Source organism: Luteimonas viscosa (genome assembly GCF_008244685.1).
Classification (GTDB): domain Bacteria; phylum Pseudomonadota; class Gammaproteobacteria; order Xanthomonadales; family Xanthomonadaceae; genus Luteimonas; species Luteimonas viscosa.
Map to the genome: position 1 here is coordinate 79,834 of NZ_VTFT01000003.1, position 15,774 is coordinate 95,607.

General features: G+C 70.0%; 13 protein-coding genes. 10 read left to right on the forward strand and 3 right to left on the reverse strand.

The window, feature by feature from the left end:
• Positions 1 to 250 precede the first annotated feature (250 nt).
• Positions 251 to 1,657, reverse strand: coding sequence for a sigma-54-dependent transcriptional regulator (locus FZO89_RS17445; RefSeq protein ID WP_149104738.1), 1,407 nt, complete (start codon positions 1,655 to 1,657; stop codon positions 251 to 253).
• Between the two features lie 264 nt (positions 1,658 to 1,921).
• Between FZO89_RS17445 and FZO89_RS17450 the strand changes: the two genes are divergently transcribed.
• Positions 1,922 to 2,281 carry an endonuclease domain-containing protein gene (locus tag FZO89_RS17450; protein ID WP_149104739.1) on the forward strand — a complete coding sequence of 120 codons (360 nt, stop codon included), beginning with the start codon at positions 1,922 to 1,924 and terminating at the stop codon, positions 2,279 to 2,281.
• A gap of 356 nt (positions 2,282 to 2,637) precedes the next feature.
• On the opposite strand, the gene FZO89_RS17455 is transcribed toward FZO89_RS17450, so the two are convergent.
• Entirely contained in the window at positions 2,638 to 4,260 is a 1,623-nt protein-coding gene (locus FZO89_RS17455; protein ID WP_262378777.1) for a sensor histidine kinase, read from the reverse strand.
• Positions 4,261 to 4,443: 183 nt separating this feature from the next.
• On the opposite strand from FZO89_RS17455, the gene sucC reads away from it, so the two are divergent.
• The 6 genes from sucC (at position 4,444) to FZO89_RS17485 (ending at position 10,238) form a co-directional block, all read left to right on the forward strand.
• Positions 4,444 to 5,613, forward strand: coding sequence for an ADP-forming succinate--CoA ligase subunit beta (sucC, locus tag FZO89_RS17460; protein ID WP_149104741.1), 1,170 nt, complete (start codon positions 4,444 to 4,446; stop codon positions 5,611 to 5,613).
• Between the two features lie 134 nt (positions 5,614 to 5,747).
• On the forward strand, positions 5,748 to 6,623 hold the full coding sequence (gene sucD, locus FZO89_RS17465) for a succinate--CoA ligase subunit alpha (RefSeq protein ID WP_149104742.1): 876 nt from the start codon (positions 5,748 to 5,750) through the stop codon (positions 6,621 to 6,623).
• Between the two features lie 155 nt (positions 6,624 to 6,778).
• Positions 6,779 to 7,027: a type II toxin-antitoxin system CcdA family antitoxin gene (locus FZO89_RS17470; RefSeq protein WP_149104743.1), complete on the forward strand. Its 249-nt coding sequence runs from the start codon at positions 6,779 to 6,781 to the stop codon at positions 7,025 to 7,027.
• The gene (locus FZO89_RS17475; RefSeq protein ID WP_149104744.1) at positions 7,027 to 7,347 is read left to right on the forward strand and encodes a CcdB family protein; all 321 of its coding nucleotides are present in this window, start codon (positions 7,027 to 7,029) and stop codon (positions 7,345 to 7,347) included. The genes FZO89_RS17470 and FZO89_RS17475 overlap by 1 nt, the downstream gene beginning before the upstream one ends.
• A gap of 1 nt (position 7,348) precedes the next feature.
• Positions 7,349 to 8,986, forward strand: a complete 1,638-nt coding sequence (locus FZO89_RS17480) for an NAD+ synthase (protein ID WP_149104745.1) — start codon at positions 7,349 to 7,351, stop codon at positions 8,984 to 8,986.
• Between the two features lie 319 nt (positions 8,987 to 9,305).
• Positions 9,306 to 10,238 (forward strand): vitamin K epoxide reductase family protein, encoded by a 933-nt coding sequence (locus FZO89_RS17485; protein WP_222928170.1) that lies wholly within the window; start codon positions 9,306 to 9,308, stop codon positions 10,236 to 10,238.
• Positions 10,239 to 10,456: 218 nt separating this feature from the next.
• On the opposite strand, the gene FZO89_RS17490 is transcribed toward FZO89_RS17485, so the two are convergent.
• Positions 10,457 to 11,323, reverse strand: coding sequence for an outer membrane protein assembly factor BamD (locus tag FZO89_RS17490; protein WP_425480493.1), 867 nt, complete (start codon positions 11,321 to 11,323; stop codon positions 10,457 to 10,459).
• An 89-nt stretch (positions 11,324 to 11,412) separates the two neighbouring features.
• On the opposite strand from FZO89_RS17490, the gene rluD reads away from it, so the two are divergent.
• The 3 genes from rluD (at position 11,413) to FZO89_RS17505 (ending at position 15,708) form a co-directional block, all read left to right on the forward strand.
• The gene (rluD, locus tag FZO89_RS17495) at positions 11,413 to 12,408 is read left to right on the forward strand and encodes a 23S rRNA pseudouridine(1911/1915/1917) synthase RluD (protein ID WP_149104747.1); all 996 of its coding nucleotides are present in this window, start codon (positions 11,413 to 11,415) and stop codon (positions 12,406 to 12,408) included.
• Positions 12,405 to 13,181, forward strand: coding sequence for a peptidoglycan editing factor PgeF (pgeF, locus tag FZO89_RS17500; RefSeq protein ID WP_149104748.1), 777 nt, complete (start codon positions 12,405 to 12,407; stop codon positions 13,179 to 13,181). Before rluD ends, pgeF begins: the two co-directional genes overlap by 4 nt.
• A 244-nt stretch (positions 13,182 to 13,425) precedes the next feature.
• Complete coding sequence (locus tag FZO89_RS17505) at positions 13,426 to 15,708, forward strand: TonB-dependent receptor (protein ID WP_149104749.1); 2,283 nt, start codon at positions 13,426 to 13,428, stop codon at positions 15,706 to 15,708.
• Positions 15,709 to 15,774: the final 66 nt, after the last annotated feature.

The following is a 15,774-nucleotide window of genomic DNA, read 5'->3' on the forward strand; positions in this document are numbered from 1 at the left end:
GACGTTTATGGACAGTCTTGGTCACCTGCCTCTGCAGAGGTCGACGAAATTGTGATCCTGGTCGGGAATCCAGTCTGTCCGATGGCGCACGTCGCAGCGGTGGCGACCTGACGCTGGGGTGGAAACGCTGTTGGACTGGCGCGCGGCGCGAGCTGCCCCGATCGGGTGCCTTGGCGGGAGGCGCCGGAAAAAAGGCAGGGACTCGTCAACGCCGTGCAGCGGCTTGCGCCGTCGACGCGCCATCCGGAGCTCAGTCGATCCCGAGCTTCTTGAGCTTGTAGCGCAGCGCGCGGAAGGTGATGCCCAGGGCGGCGGCGGTCTTGGTCTTGTTGTAGCGGTTTTCCTGCAGCGCCTGCTGGATGGCGGTGCGCTCGATCTCCTCGATGTACGAGGGCAGGGCGCTGCTGGCGGTGTCGAAGGGGCTGGTGGTGCGCGGGTCGGCGCCCGCAGCGGAGGAGGATGCCGGCACGGGGTGGGACTGGCTGCCCGGCGGGGGCGGCATCGTCGCCGTGGAGGCGGGCAGTTGCAGGTCGTCGGCGTGGATGGTGTTGCCGTCGGCCAGGGCCAGCGCGCGCTCGAGGATGTTCTCCAGCTCGCGCACGTTGCCGGGGAAGGCGTAGCGCTGCAGCGCGGCGACGGCGTCGGAGGCGAGCGTGGGCGACTGGCGCTTCATCGCCTTGGAGAGCCGGTCGAGGATCGCCGCCGAGAGCAGCGGCAGGTCGCCGTTGCGTTCGCGCAGCGAGGGCACGGGCAGGCCGATGACGTTGATGCGGTAGAACAGGTCGTGGCGGAACCTGCCTTCGGCGACCAGCTTCGACAGGTCCTTGTGGGTGGCCGAGAGGATGCGGGTGTCGATCTGCACCTCGTTCTGCGAACCGACCGCGCGCACGCTCTTTTCCTGGATCGCGCGCAGCAGCTTGACCTGCATCTGCAGCGGCAGTTCGGCCACCTCGTCGAGGAACAGGGTGCCGCCGTCGGCGGCCTGGAACAGGCCGGGCTTGTCGCTGTTGGCGCCGGTGAAGCTGCCCTTCTTGTGGCCGAAGAATTCGCTTTCCATCAGTTCCGACGGGATCGCGCCGCAGTTCACCGGGACGAACGGCCCGCCCGCGCGCGAGCCCTGGGCGTGGATGGTGCGCGCCACCAGTTCCTTGCCGGTGCCGGACTCGCCGCTGATGTGCACCGGCGCCTGGCTGCGGGCGACCTTGGAGATGGTCTGGCGCAACGCCACCATCGGCGGCGAGGTGCCGATCAGGCGGCCGGCCTCGTCGGGCTGGGCGAGGCGGCGGGTGTTGAGTTCGAGCGCCTGGCGCACCAGGCCGCGCAGCACGTTGATGTCGACCGGCTTGCTGACGAAATCGAAGGCGCCGGCCTTGAGCGCCTCGACCGCGGCCTCGACGTTGCCGTAGGCGGTGATCACGGCGACCGGGGTGGAGGGGAAGCGGGTGGAGATCTCGCTGACCAGTTCCAGGCCGGAGCCATCGGGCAGGCGCATGTCGGTCAGGCACAGGTCGTAGGAGACGGTGCCGAGCATCTGCCGGGCGGCGTGCAGGTTGGGCGCGGTATCGGTCCGCAGGCCCATCCGCCCCAGGGTCAGCACCAGCAGTTCGCGGATGTCGTGCTCGTCATCGACGATCAGGGCGCTGCGGTTTTCGTTCATGGAAATGGGGCGGCCGTCGCAAGGTGACCAATATTGACAGTTTTTGACGCAGGTGACGAGGGTGCCGGCCGGGCCCTCATCCGCCCTTCGGGCACCTTCTCCCGCCAAGCGGGAGAAGGGAGGCGGCTTTGGAACCCCTCTCCCGCTTGCGGGAGAGGGGCAGGGGTGAGGGGCCGTTCGCCTACGTCGTAATCAGGCTTTTCCGATGGCGTGCCATGCGTCTCCCGGTGAACCTGCAGCGTGTGCGACATGGAGGACGCCAGGATGCGGACCACGACGACCAGGGCCGATGCGCGCCGGTTGCGGCAAGCGATGACCGATGCGGAGCTGCGGCTCTGGTTCCACCTGCGCAATCGTGCGTGCAGCGGCTGGAAGTTCCGCAGGCAGCGTCCGGTAGGCCCGTTCTTCGTCGATTTCATCTGCGTGGAGGCGGGACTCGTGGTCGAGGCCGACGGCAGCCAGCACCTGGCGTCGCTCTCGGATAGGCGCCGCACGCGCTTCCTCGAAAGTCGCGGGCTGGAGGTGCTGAGGTTCTGGAACGACGATGTGTTGCTGCGAACGGACGTTGTTCTGGAGGTGATCCATGCGGCGCCGGCGAGGCGGGGAGTGGCACGGCACGGCTGAGCAGGCCCTCATCCGCCCTTCGGGCACCTTCTCCCGCGGAGCGGGAGAAGGGAGGCGGAGCGGGAGAAGGGAGGCGGAGCGGGGGAAGGGAGGCGGAGCTGGAGAAGGGGCAGCCGGGCGGAGAAGGGGCGGCGTTGGAACCCCTCTCCCGCTTGCGGGAGAGGGGCAGGGGTGAGGGTCTGGACGAAGGGTCTTCCCTCATCCGCCCTTCGGGCACCTTCTCCCGCACGCGGGAGAAGGGACAGCCAAGCGGGAGCAGGGACAGCCAAGCGGGAGCAGGGACGGCTGTGGAACCCCTCTCCCGCCTGCGGGAGAGGGGCAGGGGTGAGGGCCCGGAAGCACCGGGCGGCCGGCGCTCAGGTCCGCAGCAGGGCGTGCTGCGGCGGCAGGGTGACGCGGAAGCAGGCGCCGCCGCCGGGCACCGAGACGTACTCCAGTTCGGCCTCGTTGGCGCGGCAGAGTTCATGGGCGATGTACAGGCCCAGGCCGGTGCCGTTCTCGGAGGTGGTGAAGAACGGCCGGAACAACTGCGAGGCCACGGCCTCGGGGATGCCCGGGCCACGGTCGAGGATGCTGATCCTCGGCGTCCGGTCCTCTTCCTCCAGGTGCAGCGCGATGCGGGGCTTCTCGCCCGGCAGGTGGCCGTAGCGCACCGCGTTGTTGACCAGCGCGGTGACGATCTGCTGCAGGTGGCGCGGGTCGAACATCACCGGCAGCCTGGCGAGGTCGCCGGTGACGCGGATCTGGGCGTTGTCCTCCGGCACGATCAGCCGGTATTCCTCGATGAAGTGGCGCGCGAAGTTGACCAGGTCGATGCGCTCGGGCTTGGCGCGTTCGCGGCGGGCGAGGCCGAGCACGCTTTCGACGATGCCGTTGGTGCGCAGGCACTGCTGGTGGATGATCTGCAGCAGGCGGCGGTCGCTGGTGGACAGGTCGTGCGATTCCTCGAGCAGCTGCGTGGCGTAGCTGATCGCGGCCAGCGGGTTGCGGATCTCGTGGGCGAGGCTGGCGGAGAAGCGGCCCATCGCGGCCAGGGTGAGCGATTCGGCGCGGCGCGACAGCAGCGAGGTGTCGTCGAGGAACACCAGGGTGGAATCGCTGGTGGCGAGCAGGCGCGCGAACCGGGGCAGCACGTCGGTCTGGCCGGTGCCGCAGGCCATCGGCATCTCGTTCTGCTGCCCGTCCTGCAGCCATTGCGCCAGGCGCATGGCCAGTTCGGGGGCGACCTTGGCCAGTTCCTTGCCGTGCATGCCGTGGTCGTCGCGGTCCTCTTCGTCGCGCAGCAGCAGTTGCGCGGCCTCGTTGGCCATGCGCACGCGGCCGCCGCCGTCGACCAGCATCACCCCGGTGCGCATGCGCCGGATGATCAGTTCGTTGATCTCGGCGAGGTTGGCGGCCTCGGCGCCGCGCTGGTCGGCCAGCAGCTGGGTGGTGCGCACCTGGCGGCCGAGGTGGTGCATCAGCGCGGCGACCGCGAAGTAGCCGACCGAGAACATCAGCACCTCGGCCAGCGGCCGGTAGGCATGCACCTGCTCGACTCGATCCCAGATGTACTCGCCCCCCAGCGCGAGGGACGCCGCCGTGGCGAAGGCCATGCTCCAGCGCATCGACAGGAACAGCGAGGCGGCGGCGATGTTGAACACCAGCATCAGCGCGATGCCGGGGCCGGCGCCGGGCATGGCATGCGTGGCCAGCAGCACGACCACGATGTCGATCGAGATGCCGGCGACCACGTGCGGCACGAAGCCGCCGGGCAGCCGCCGCGCGTGCATCAGCAGGCCGAGCGACAGCACCAGGTAGGCCACCGCCACGCCCTGGGCGAGCGCGGGCAGGTGCATCGTCCCGATCAGTGCCCCGGCAGGGCTGAAGACCACCAGCGCCAGCAGCGCCGATTCGAGGACCCGGTACAGCGCGAACAGGTAGAGTTCGCGACGCAACGACTGGCTATGGGCGGGATGGTCGGCGTCGGGTGCGGCCAAGGGGACATCGGCGCGATGGAGTGGGCCGGAGTATAGGCATGGATCGGCCCCGGGGCGCTGCAGGCCGCCCCGGAGGGCCGACTTTGCCCGCGGGCGTCGCATCGGCGAGAATACGCGGCCGCGTGCCGCCAGCTGGCCTCCGGGTCCGGGCCGCGACGCGATCCTCCCCAGCACGGACCCCACATGAACTTCCACGAATACCAGGCCAAGCAGTTGTTCGCCGATTACGGCATTGCGGTGCCGGCCGGGCGCGTCGCGCGCTCGCCGGAAGAAGCGGTGGACGCCGCCAAGGCGATCGGCGGCGACTTCTGGGTGGTCAAGGCCCAGATCCACGCCGGCGGGCGCGGCAAGGCCGGCGGCGTCAAGCTCGCCCGCAGCCTCGACGAGGTGCGCGACTACGCCAAGGGCATGCTCGGCACGAAGATGGAGACCTACCAGTCGGCGGGCGTCGCCCTGCCGATCGACAGCGTGCTGGTGACCCAGGCCACCGACATCGCCCAGGAGCTCTACCTGTCGGTGCTGGTGGACCGCGCCACCCAGTCGATCACCTTCATCGCCTCCAGCGAGGGCGGCGTGGAGATCGAGAAGACCGCCGAGGAAAACCCCGACGCGATCCAGACGCTCAACGTCAACTACGTGCAGGGCCTGCAGCCCTACCAGTGCCGCGAGATGGGCTTCGCGCTCGGCCTCAACGCCAGGCAGGTGGGCCAGCTGAGCAAGATCATGCTGGGCCTGTACAAGCTGTTCAACGACAAGGACCTGGCGCTGGTGGAACTCAATCCGCTGGCGGTGCTGAAGAACGGCGACCTCGCCGTGCTCGACGGCAAGGTCAACTCCGACGACAACGCCGGCTTCCGCCACGCCGACATGGTGGCGATGCGCGACATCCGCCAGGAAGACGAGACCGAGGTCAAGGCCAGCCAGCACGACCTCAACTACGTGACCATGGAAGGCAACATCGGCTGCATGGTCAACGGCGCCGGCCTGGCGATGGCGACGATGGACGTGATCAAGCTCGAGGGCGGCGAACCGGCCAACTTCCTCGACGTCGGCGGCGGCGCCAACAAGGAACGCGTGACCGAGGCGTTCAAGCTGATCCTGTCGGACGACGACGTGAAGGCGATCTTCGTCAACATCTTCGGCGGCATCGTCCGCTGCGACATGATCGCCGAGGGCATCATCGCCGCGGTCAAGGAAGTCGACGTCAAGGTGCCGGTGGTGGTGCGGCTGGAAGGCACCAACGTCGAGGAGGGCAAGAAGCTGCTGCGCGAGAGCGGGCTGGCGATCACGCCCGCGGACGACATCAACGACGGCGCCAAGAAGGCCGTCGCGGCCGTGAAGCAGGCCGCCTGACAACTCCCTTCTCCCGCTCGCGGGAGAAGGTGCCCCGACAGGGGCGGATGAGGGCGCTTTCCGGAGCCTGCCCTCACCCCAACCCCTCTCCCGCATGCGGGAGAGGGGCTCCAGAACCCAAGGAAACACATCAGATGAGCGTTTTGGTCAACAGGAACACCAAGGTGATCGTGCAGGGCTTCACCGGCCAGCAGGGCACCTTCCACGCCGAGCAGATGCTCGATTACGGTACGAAGGTCGTCGGCGGCGTGACCCCCGGCAAGGGCGGCAGCGAGCACCTCGGCCTGCCGGTCTTCAATACCGTGCGCGATGCGGTCACCGAGACCGGCGCCGACGCGTCGGTGATCTACGTGCCGCCGCCGTTCGCGGCCGACGCGATCCTCGAGGCGGCCGATGCCGGCATCAAGGTCATCGTGTGCATCACCGAGGGCATCCCGGTGCTGGACATGCTGCGGGTCAAGAACGCGCTCAAGGGCTACGACGACGTCGTGCTGATCGGCCCCAACTGCCCGGGCGTGATCACCCCCGGCGAGTGCAAGATCGGCATCATGCCCGGCCACATCCACAAGCCGGGCAAGGTGGGCATCGTCTCGCGCAGCGGCACGCTCACCTACGAAGCGGTCAAGCAGACGACCGACGCCGGCCTGGGCCAGTCGACCTGCATCGGCATCGGCGGCGACCCGATCAACGGCACCAACTTCATCGACGCGCTGAAGCTGTTCCAGGACGATCCGCAGACCGAGGGCATCATCCTGGTCGGCGAGATCGGCGGCAGCGCGGAAGAGGAAGCGGCCGAGTACATCGCCGAATTCGTGACCAAGCCGGTGGTCGGCTTCATCGCCGGCGCCTCGGCCCCCAAGGGCAAGCGCATGGGCCATGCCGGCGCGATCGCCTCGGGCGGATCGGGCACGGCCGAGGGCAAGTTCGCGGCGCTGGAGAAGGCGGGGGTGACCACGGTGAAGTCGCCGGGCGACCTGGGCGCCGCGATCGCGAAGCGGCTCAACGGCTGATCCGTCGCTGCCAGGCCCCCAGTGGAAGGCCGCCTCCGGGCGGCCTTCCGTGTTCCGGGGCCACCGGAAACGGGGGGCAACTGTGCGCCCGGCCCCGGGATTGACATGCACGCGGTGAATGCGCATGATCGATGCGTATGACACGGAGTGCTCCGATGCGCATTCGCGAAGACTATGCCGGGTACGGCAAGCGTGCCGCCAACGTCAGCGTCAACCAGGGGCTGCTCGATGCGGCGAAGGCGCTCGACATCAACCTGTCGGCCACGCTGGAGCGCGCGCTGGAGCAGGAGGTGCGCGCGCGCAAGCGGCAGCGCTGGCTGGAGGAGAACCGGGAAGCCATCGAAGGCTACAACGCCTGGGTGGCCGAGCATGGCGTGTTCAGTCCGATGTTCCGCAAGCGCTGATGCACCAGTTCACCGCCTACCGCAATCGCGACGAAGGCACGCGCGCGGTGTATCCGCTGCTGCTCAACGTGCAGAGCGACCTGATCGAGGAGACCGGCACCCGGGTGGTGGTGCCGATGGTGCCCGTGAACGCGCGCCGCCGGGCGCCCGTCATCTCCTCCCTGGCGCCGGTGATCGAGGTCAACGGCAAGCCGCACGTGCTGGTGGTTCCGCTGCTGGCCGCGACCGAGGTCGCCGACCTGGGCGCGGCCGAGGCCGACCTGTCGGGCGAGCGGGCGACGATCCTGGCCGCGCTGGACCTGCTGATCTCGGGAATCTGACATGACCGACACCCTCCGCATCGCCATGGCCCAGTTCGACTTCCCGGTGGGCGACGTGCGCGGCAACACCGATCGCATGGCGGCGATGATCGCGGAAGCGCGCGACGAGTACGGCGCGGACATCGTGCTGTTCCCCGAGCTGGCGATCAGCGGCTATCCGCCCGAGGACCTGCTGATGCGGCCCTCGTTCCTGGCCGACTGCGAGGCGGCGCTGCGCGAGATCGCGAAGGCGGCGACCGGCATCGTCGCGGTGGTGGGCTGGCCGGAATCGGCGGGCAGCGTCCTCTACAATTCGGCGAGCTTCCTGCGCGCCGGCAAGGTCGAGGCGACCTACCGAAAGCGCGAGTTGCCGAACTACAACGTGTTCGACGAACGCCGCTATTTCCACGTCGATCCCGACGGCGGCAGTTGCGTGGTCGAGGTCAAGGGCGTGCCGGTGGGCGTGGTGATCTGCGAGGACCTGTGGTTCGCCGAACCGCTGGCCGACACCGCCGCCAGCGGCGCGCAGCTGGTGCTGGTGCCCAACGCCTCGCCGTTCGAGCGCGGCAAGCATGCGCAGCGCGACGCGCTGCTGTCCGAGCGCGCGAAGGAAAGCGGCGCCGCGCTGGCCTACCTCAACGTGGTCGGCGGGCAGGACGCGCTGGTGTTCGACGGCTCCTCGGTGGTGGCCGATGCCGACGGCACCGTGCATCCGGCCGCGTCCGCGTTCGCCGACCTGTGGCTGGTGGTGGACTACGACGTGGCCTCGCGCAAGTTCGCGCCGGTCGTGTGGCAGGACGACGGCGACGAGAGCATGGACGCGCTGGCCTGGCGCGCGATCGTGCGCGGGATCCGCGACTACTGCGACAAGAACGGATTCTCGAAGACGTGGCTGGGCCTGTCGGGCGGGATCGATTCGTCGATCGTGCTGGCGCTGGCGGTCGATGCGCTGGGCGCGGACAACGTCACCGCGGTGCGCATGCCTTCGCGCTACACCGCGGGGATGTCCAACGACCTCGCGCAGGAGCAGTGCGACGCGCTCGGCGTGACCCTGCTGTCGCTGCCGATCGAAAAGCCCTTCCAGGGCTTCCTCGACGCGCTGGCCACCACGTTCGAAGGCCGCGAACCCGACACCGCCGAGGAGAACCTGCAGTCGCGCACCCGCGGCGCGCTGCTGATGGCGCTGTCGAACAAGTTCGGCGGGCTGCTGCTGACCACCGGCAACAAGAGCGAATACGCGGTCGGCTACGCCACGATCTACGGCGACATGTGCGGCGGCTACGCGCCGATCAAGGACCTGTACAAGACCGAGGTCTACGGCCTGGCGAAGTGGCGCAACACGGTCGGTGGCGCGCCGGTGATCCCGCCGGGCGTGATCTCGCGTGCGCCTTCGGCGGAACTGCGCGAGAACCAGGTCGACCAGGATTCGCTGCCGCCCTACGACGTGCTCGACGCGATCCTGCGCCGCTACGTGGACCTGGAGCAGTCGCGCGACGACATCGTCGGCGCCGGCTTCGATGCCGCCACGGTCGAGCGCGTGCTGCGGCTGGTACGCACCAGCGAGTGGAAGCGGCACCAGGCCGCGCCGGGGCCGAAGATCTCGCGCCGCGCGTTCGGCCGCGAGCGGCGCTATCCGATCAGCAACCGATATCCGGTCTGATCCTCCACGCCCATCTGATTCTCCACGGCGGACTCCCGGCTTTGCCGCCGGGCGGCCTCGCAGGCTCGAGTTGTGGAGCGCTCGGCTCCGGGGCGTCGTGGCGAGCCCGCCGCGCGTACACGCGCCGTTCCTTCCCCCGCTCGGCGGGGGAAGGTGCCGAAGGCGGATGGGGGCGCCCTCCGGCGCCACGTCGCTTCCCCCTCCGCCGGTCGGGCCGCGCCATCGGCGCGCACGTGCCGGTCACCCTGCGTGCTGCGCACGGCCGCTGCGGCGCGGACGGACAGGTCGCGGCAGTGCGGGTTAATGTGTATGGATCGCAATGCAACGGGCACAGCAGGGCATGGGCAGGAAATCGAAGGCGCGGCGCGACAGGCAGCAGCACCCAGCGGCGGGTCCCGCGTCGGGCGCGCACGGTGGACAGGCCCGTGCAGCGGTGGGCAAGGCCGACATCGCGCTGCGCGTGCTCGCGGTAGTCGGACTGCTGCTCACCGCCTACCTCTCCTTCGTCGCATGGCAGGACACCGGCGCCGCGTTCTGCAGCGAAGGCTCAGGCTGCGACGTGGTCCAGGGCAGCCGCTGGTCGCGCTTCCTCGGCCTGCCGATCGCCGCCTGGGGCGGGCTGCTGTACGCCGCGATCGCGTGGGCCGCGTGGCGGTCGGCGCCGCGCGTGGCGCGCTGGCGCCGTCTGTGGCGCCTGTCGTTCCTGGGGCTTGCGATCAGCGTCTACCTCACCCTTGCCGGCGTGGTCGCGCTGCAGGCCGTCTGCCTGTGGTGCCTGCTGTCGCTGGCGGTGATGCTGGCGATCTTCCTGCTGGTCCATGCCACCCGGCCCGACAGTGCGCCGGGCGCGCCGTGGTCGGCCTGGCTGCTGGGCAACGGCCTGCTCGCGCTCGGCCTGCTGGCCGCGCTGCAGATGTCCGCGATGGGGCTGCTGGAGCGGCGCGAGGATCCCCGGCTGCGCGCGCTGGCCGAGCACCTGGCACAGGCGGACGCGAAGTTCTACGGCGCCTCCTGGTGCGCGAACTGCACCGAGCAGAAGCGGCTGTTCGGCGCGGCGGCGAAGCGGCTGCCCTACGTGGAGTGCGCGCCCGAAGGCCGCGGCGGCGGAGTCGCGTTCGATTGCATCAGCGCCCGGATCAGCGGCTACCCGACCTGGATCATCGACGGCCAGCACCACGTCGAGGTGATCGAGCCCGAGCGCCTCGCGCGCATCAGCGGCTTCGACTGGCAAGGCGCCACGCCGCAGGAGTGAGCGGAGCCTTGCCGGGAGCTGCCCGGTCCGCGGCCTCGCGGGTCGGGGCCCGCGCGGAGGCATTTCCGGTTCCTCGGGTCATGGATGCGAAAGCGGATGCCGGTCCGGGCGTGCTTGACCCGACCGCCGGTTGGCGGCCGGGCGCCGGCTCCCGGCCCCGCAAACGAAAACGCCGCCCGGAGGCGGCGTTCCTTCCCGCGACTCCCGCGAGGGGTCGATCAGTCGCGGTCCTCGTTGTCGATCGCAGACTTCTCGCCCGCGAACGGATTGAGCTTGCGCACGTTCCAGGGATAGTCCGGCCAGTCGCCGGCCAGGAACGGATGGTCCGGCTCGTTCTGCTGCAGCACCCGGCGCGCGTCCGCGGCCAGGGTCTCGTTGCCCAGCTCGGTGTAGGCGGCGGCGAGCACCGCCACCGCGTCGTTCTGGAATTCGCTCTGCGGGTAGGTCTCGAGCAGGTAGGTGGCGCGGTCGGCGGCGGCGACCCAGGCGTCGCGGCGCAGGTAGTACAGCGCGGTCTCGATCTCGTGCCGGGCGAACATGTTGCGCAGCGCCACCATGCGCTGGCGCGCGTCGGCGGTGTAGCGGCTGTTGGGGTAGCGCTCGGTGAGGGTGTTGAAGTCCGAGAACGCCTGGTTCGGCGTGGCCAGGTCGCGGCGGCTGGCGTCGAGCTTCCACACGCGCTGCAGGAACACCGTGTCGCGGCTGGAGTTCACCAGTCCGCGCAGGTAGTACATGTAGGGGGTGTTCTTGTGCGTGGGGTAGGTGCGCAGGAAGCGGTCGATGGTGGAGATCGCCTCCTCGTTGTCGCCCATCTTGTACTGGGCGAACGCGGTCTCCATCAGCGCCTGCTCGGTGTAGGGGCCATAGGGATACTGGGCGAGCAGCCGGCGGTAGGTGACCACCGCGCCGCTCCAGTTGCCGCCATGCATCTGCCCCTGGCCCTTGTCGTAGAGCTCCTCGACCGGCACCCCCTCGTTCTCGTCCTCGTCCTTGAAAACGCCCTTGATCCGCGCGCAGCCCGACATCGTCATGACGATCACGAGCAGCAGCAGCACGGTGCGACGGAACGGGGAAGGTCGGACGATCATGGGCACCGGGGCAGGCAAGGCACGAAGCGGGGATAATACCAGCCCGTCCCGGCCGCCCGGGCGCGCCGCCTGAACCACAGCCGTCCATGTCCGCTCCCGCCACCGACTCCATCGAAGAACGCGAGGCGCTCGTGCCCGGATCCGCCGCCGGACGCCGGTTCGACGCGGTGCTGGCCGAGCTGTTCCCCGAGTTCTCCCGCTCGCGCCTGGCCGAGTGGATCCGCGCCGGCGACGTGCAGCTCGACGGGCGCCAGGTGCGTCCGCGCGATCCGGTGCGCGGCGGCGAGCACGTGCGCCTGGTCGTGCGCCTCGAGGTGGAGACCGAAGCGGTGGCGCAGGACATCCCGCTGCGGATCCTGCACGAGGACGCGGATGTCTTCGTGATCGACAAGCCGGCGGGACTGGTGGTGCATCCGGGCGCCGGCAATGCCGACGGCACCCTGGTCAACGCCCTGCTGCACCGGGATCCGGCGCTGGCGTCGGTGCCGCGCGCCGGCGTGGTCCATCGGCTCGACAAGGACACCTCGGGGGTGATGGTGGTGGCGCGCACGCTGCAGGCGCAGACCGCGCTGGTGGCGCAGCTGTCCGCGCGCGGCGTGCACCGCCAGTACCTCGCGGTGGTGGCCGGCGCGCTGGTCGCCGGCGGCACCGTGGACGCCGGCATCGACCGGCATCCGCGCGACCGGATCCGCATGGCGGTGCGCGAGGACGGCCGCGACGCGGTGACCCACTACCGCCTGCGCGAGCGCTTCCGCGCCCACACCGCGCTCGAATGCCGGCTGGAAACCGGGCGCACCCACCAGATCCGCGTGCACATGGCGCACCTCAGGCACCCGATCATCGGCGACCCGCTGTACGGCGGGCCGCTCAAGCTGCCCAAGGGCGCATCCGAAGCGCTGGTGGCCGCACTGCGCGGTTTCCGGCGCCAGGCGCTGCATGCCGAGACCCTGGAATTCGCGCATCCATCCAGCGGCGAGCCGATCCGCTGCAGCGCAGCCGTGCCGCAGGACATGCAGGCGCTGATGGCCGCCTTGCGCGAGGACACGGCCACGCACGCCGAGGCGGAGCGCTCGCGGCGGTGAGCGCCTGCATCGAGGCGGCGGCCCCGTTTCCCGCCAACGTGCGCGCGTTCACCACGCTGCGACATGGCGCGGGGACATCGGCGGCACCGTTCGACAGCTTCAACCTCGGCAATTTCCGCGGCGACGATGGCGACGATCCCGCCGTGGTGGCCCGCAACCGCGCGGAACTGGTGGCGCGTTTCGGACTGCCTGCGCCGCCGCACTGGCTCAGGCAGGTGCACGGCACGGACGTGGCGCGGTTCGATGAACCGGCCGGGACGGAGAATCGGAGCGGCGACGAGCCCGAAGCCGACGCCGCGGTCACCGCGACCCGCGGCGTGGTGCTGGCGATCCTCACCGCCGACTGCCTGCCGGTCGTGTTCGCGGCCCGCGACGGTGGCGAGATCGCGGCGGCCCACGCCGGCTGGCCGGGTCTTTCGAAGGGCATGCTGGAAGCCACGCTTGCCGCGATGCGGACGCCGCCGGGCGACGTGGTGGCGTGGATCGGTCCCTGCGCCGGGCCGCGACGCTACGAGGTGGGCCGCGACGTGTTCGACGCCTTCGTCGCGCAGGACGCGGGCGCGGCGCCTGCGTTCGCGCCGACGCGTCCGGGACACTGGCTGGCCGACTTGCCCGCGCTGGCGCGCCGCAGACTCGTGTCCGCGGGCATGGCCGCGGCCGACATCCACGGCGGCGACCTGTGCACGCTCGAAGACCCGGGGCGCTTCTTTTCCCATCGCCGCGATGGCCGCAGCGGGCGGATCGCGACGATCGCCTGGCTCTCTTCCTCCTAGATGCGGCGCGAGGCGTGACCGGGCCGTGCGCGAGCGGGCCGGTCGCCACTGTGGGGGGGGCGCGAGGCCAGGGCCGTCGTCGTCGGAACGCGTCGCCAGGGCCGGCATTGGGCCACCCGTCGGGCTCGGCCCCAAGTCATGGCCACCCCGGATCGCCGGAAAACCCGGTGCCGGGCCCTTTCCTGCGTCGCGCTTTACATTAATCTGACAGCGCTCCTCCCACCCCCACGCCAGGACCCTCCCCATGACGAAGGCCCCGCCTCGCCGGTTCCCAGCCCTGCGCCTGTCCGCACTCGCGCTGGCGCTGTCCCTGCCCATCGCCGTGCAGGCGCAGGACGGCCCCCAGCCCGATCCTGCCGATGCGGTCACCCTCGATGCGCTCGAGGTCACCGCGCAGCGCCGGGTCGAGAACATCCAGGACGTGCCGGTGTCGATCAGCGTGCTGTCGGGCGAGACGCTCGACGTGCTGGGCTCCGGCGGCACCGACGTGCGCTTCCTCTCGGGCCGGGTGCCCAGCCTCAACATCGAGTCCTCGTTCGGCCGCGCCTTCCCGCGCTTCTACATCCGCGGCTACGGCAACACCGACTTCAGGCTCAACACCTCGCAGCCGGTGTCGCTGGTGTACGACGACGTGGTGCAGGAGAACCCGATCCTGAAGGGCTTCCCGGTGTTCGACCTCGAACGCATCGAAGTGCTGCGCGGGCCGCAGGGCTCGCTGTTCGGCCGCAACACCCCGGCCGGCGTGGTCAAGTTCGATTCGGTGCGGCCGTCGCAGGAGTTCGGCGGCTACGCGCAGCTGGGCTACGGCAGCGACGACATGTGGAACTTCGAGGGCGCAGTCGGCGGCGCGCTCGGCGAGCGCTGGTCGGCGCGCGTGTCCACGCTGTACCAGCGCCGCGACGACTGGGTGCGCAACGATTTCGACGGCCCGAACGAAGGCTTCGAGGGCTACGACGAGTCCGCGGCGCGCGCGCAGCTGCTGTACGAGGGCGATGGCTTCGAGGCCCTGCTGAACGTGCACGCGCGCCACCTCAACGGCAGCGCGCGCCTGTTCCGCGCCAACATCATCGAGCCGGGAACCAACGACTTCGTCGCCGGCTTCGACCGGGAGGTGGTGACCCAGGACGGTCTGAACTATTCCGAGCTCGACAGCCAAGGCGCGAGCGCCCGCCTGCGCTGGGACCTGGGCGACTACACCCTGCATTCGATCACGGGCTACGAGTCGCTGGAGACCTTCAACCGCGGCGACATCGACGGCGGCTACGGCGCGGTGTTCCTGCCCGACTCGGGGCCCGGCGTGATCCCGTTCGCCTCGGAAACCGCGGACGGCATTCCCGACCATTCGCAATGGAGCCAGGAACTGCGCATCGAGTCCGACTACGGCGGCGCGCTGGACTGGCAGGCAGGCGTGTTCTGGTTCAAGGAGGATTACCGGGTCGACAGCGTCAGCTACGACTCGCTCAACAACAGCGCGCAGGACGGCTACCAGCGCATCCGCCAGACCAACGACGCCTGGGCGGTGTTCGGCGCGCTCACCTGGCAGGCGACCGACGCGCTCGAACTGCGCGCGGGCCTGCGCTACACCGTCGACGAAAAGCAGCTGACCGTCGAGGAGTACTGGAACACCGGCTTCGCGGCCTGCGTGCTGGCCGGCAAGTGCACGCTGGAACAGCTGGCGGCGCTGGAACCGGACGGCGATCTGTCGGCCTCGCCGGAGGACAAGAAGCTCAACTGGGACCTGTCGGCGACCTTCGAGCTCAACGAGGACGTGAACCTGTACGGCCGCGTCGCCACGGGCTTCCGCGGCAGCAGCATCCAGAGCGCGGGCGCGTTCAACGGCAAGTCCGTGGCCGGGCCGGAGACGTCGACCGCGGCGGAGTTCGGCGTCAAGGCCGACCTGTTCGACCGGCGCGCGCGGCTCAGCGCCGGCGTCTTCTACTACGAGGTCGAGGACCAGCAGCTCACAGCAGTCGGAGGCGCGGCCAACGCCAACATCCTGCTCAACGCCGAGAAGTCGACCGGCCGCGGCTTCGAGGTGGACCTCGAGGCGTGGCTGGGCGAGTCGGTACTGGTGACGCTGGGCAGCGGCTACAACGACACGGAAATCGAGGACGACGACCTCGCGGTCGCGGTCTGCGCCGCGTGCACCGTGACCGATCCCCGCGTCGGCGCGCTGGCGGCGATCGACGGCAACCCGCTGCCGCAGGCGCCGAAGTGGACCCACAACCTCACCGCGCGCTGGGGCATGCCGGTGGGCAGCGGCGAGTTCTTCGTGTTCACCGACTGGGTCTACCGCAGCGAGGTGAACTTCTTCCTGTACGAGTCAATCGAGTTCACCGGCAAGTCGCTGCTCGAGGGTGGGCTGCGTGCGGGCTACCTGTGGAACGACGGCGACTACGAGGTGGCGGCCTACGGACGCAACATCACCGACCAGGAACGCATCGTCGGCGGCATCGACTTCAACAACCTGACCGGCTTCATCAACGAGCCGCGCACGCTGGGGGTGGAGTTCACGGCGCGGTTCTGAGCCGGGGCTACGGCCAGGGCTCCGCCGCGCCCGAGCCAGCGCAATGTGCAGACCGGCGTGACGCAA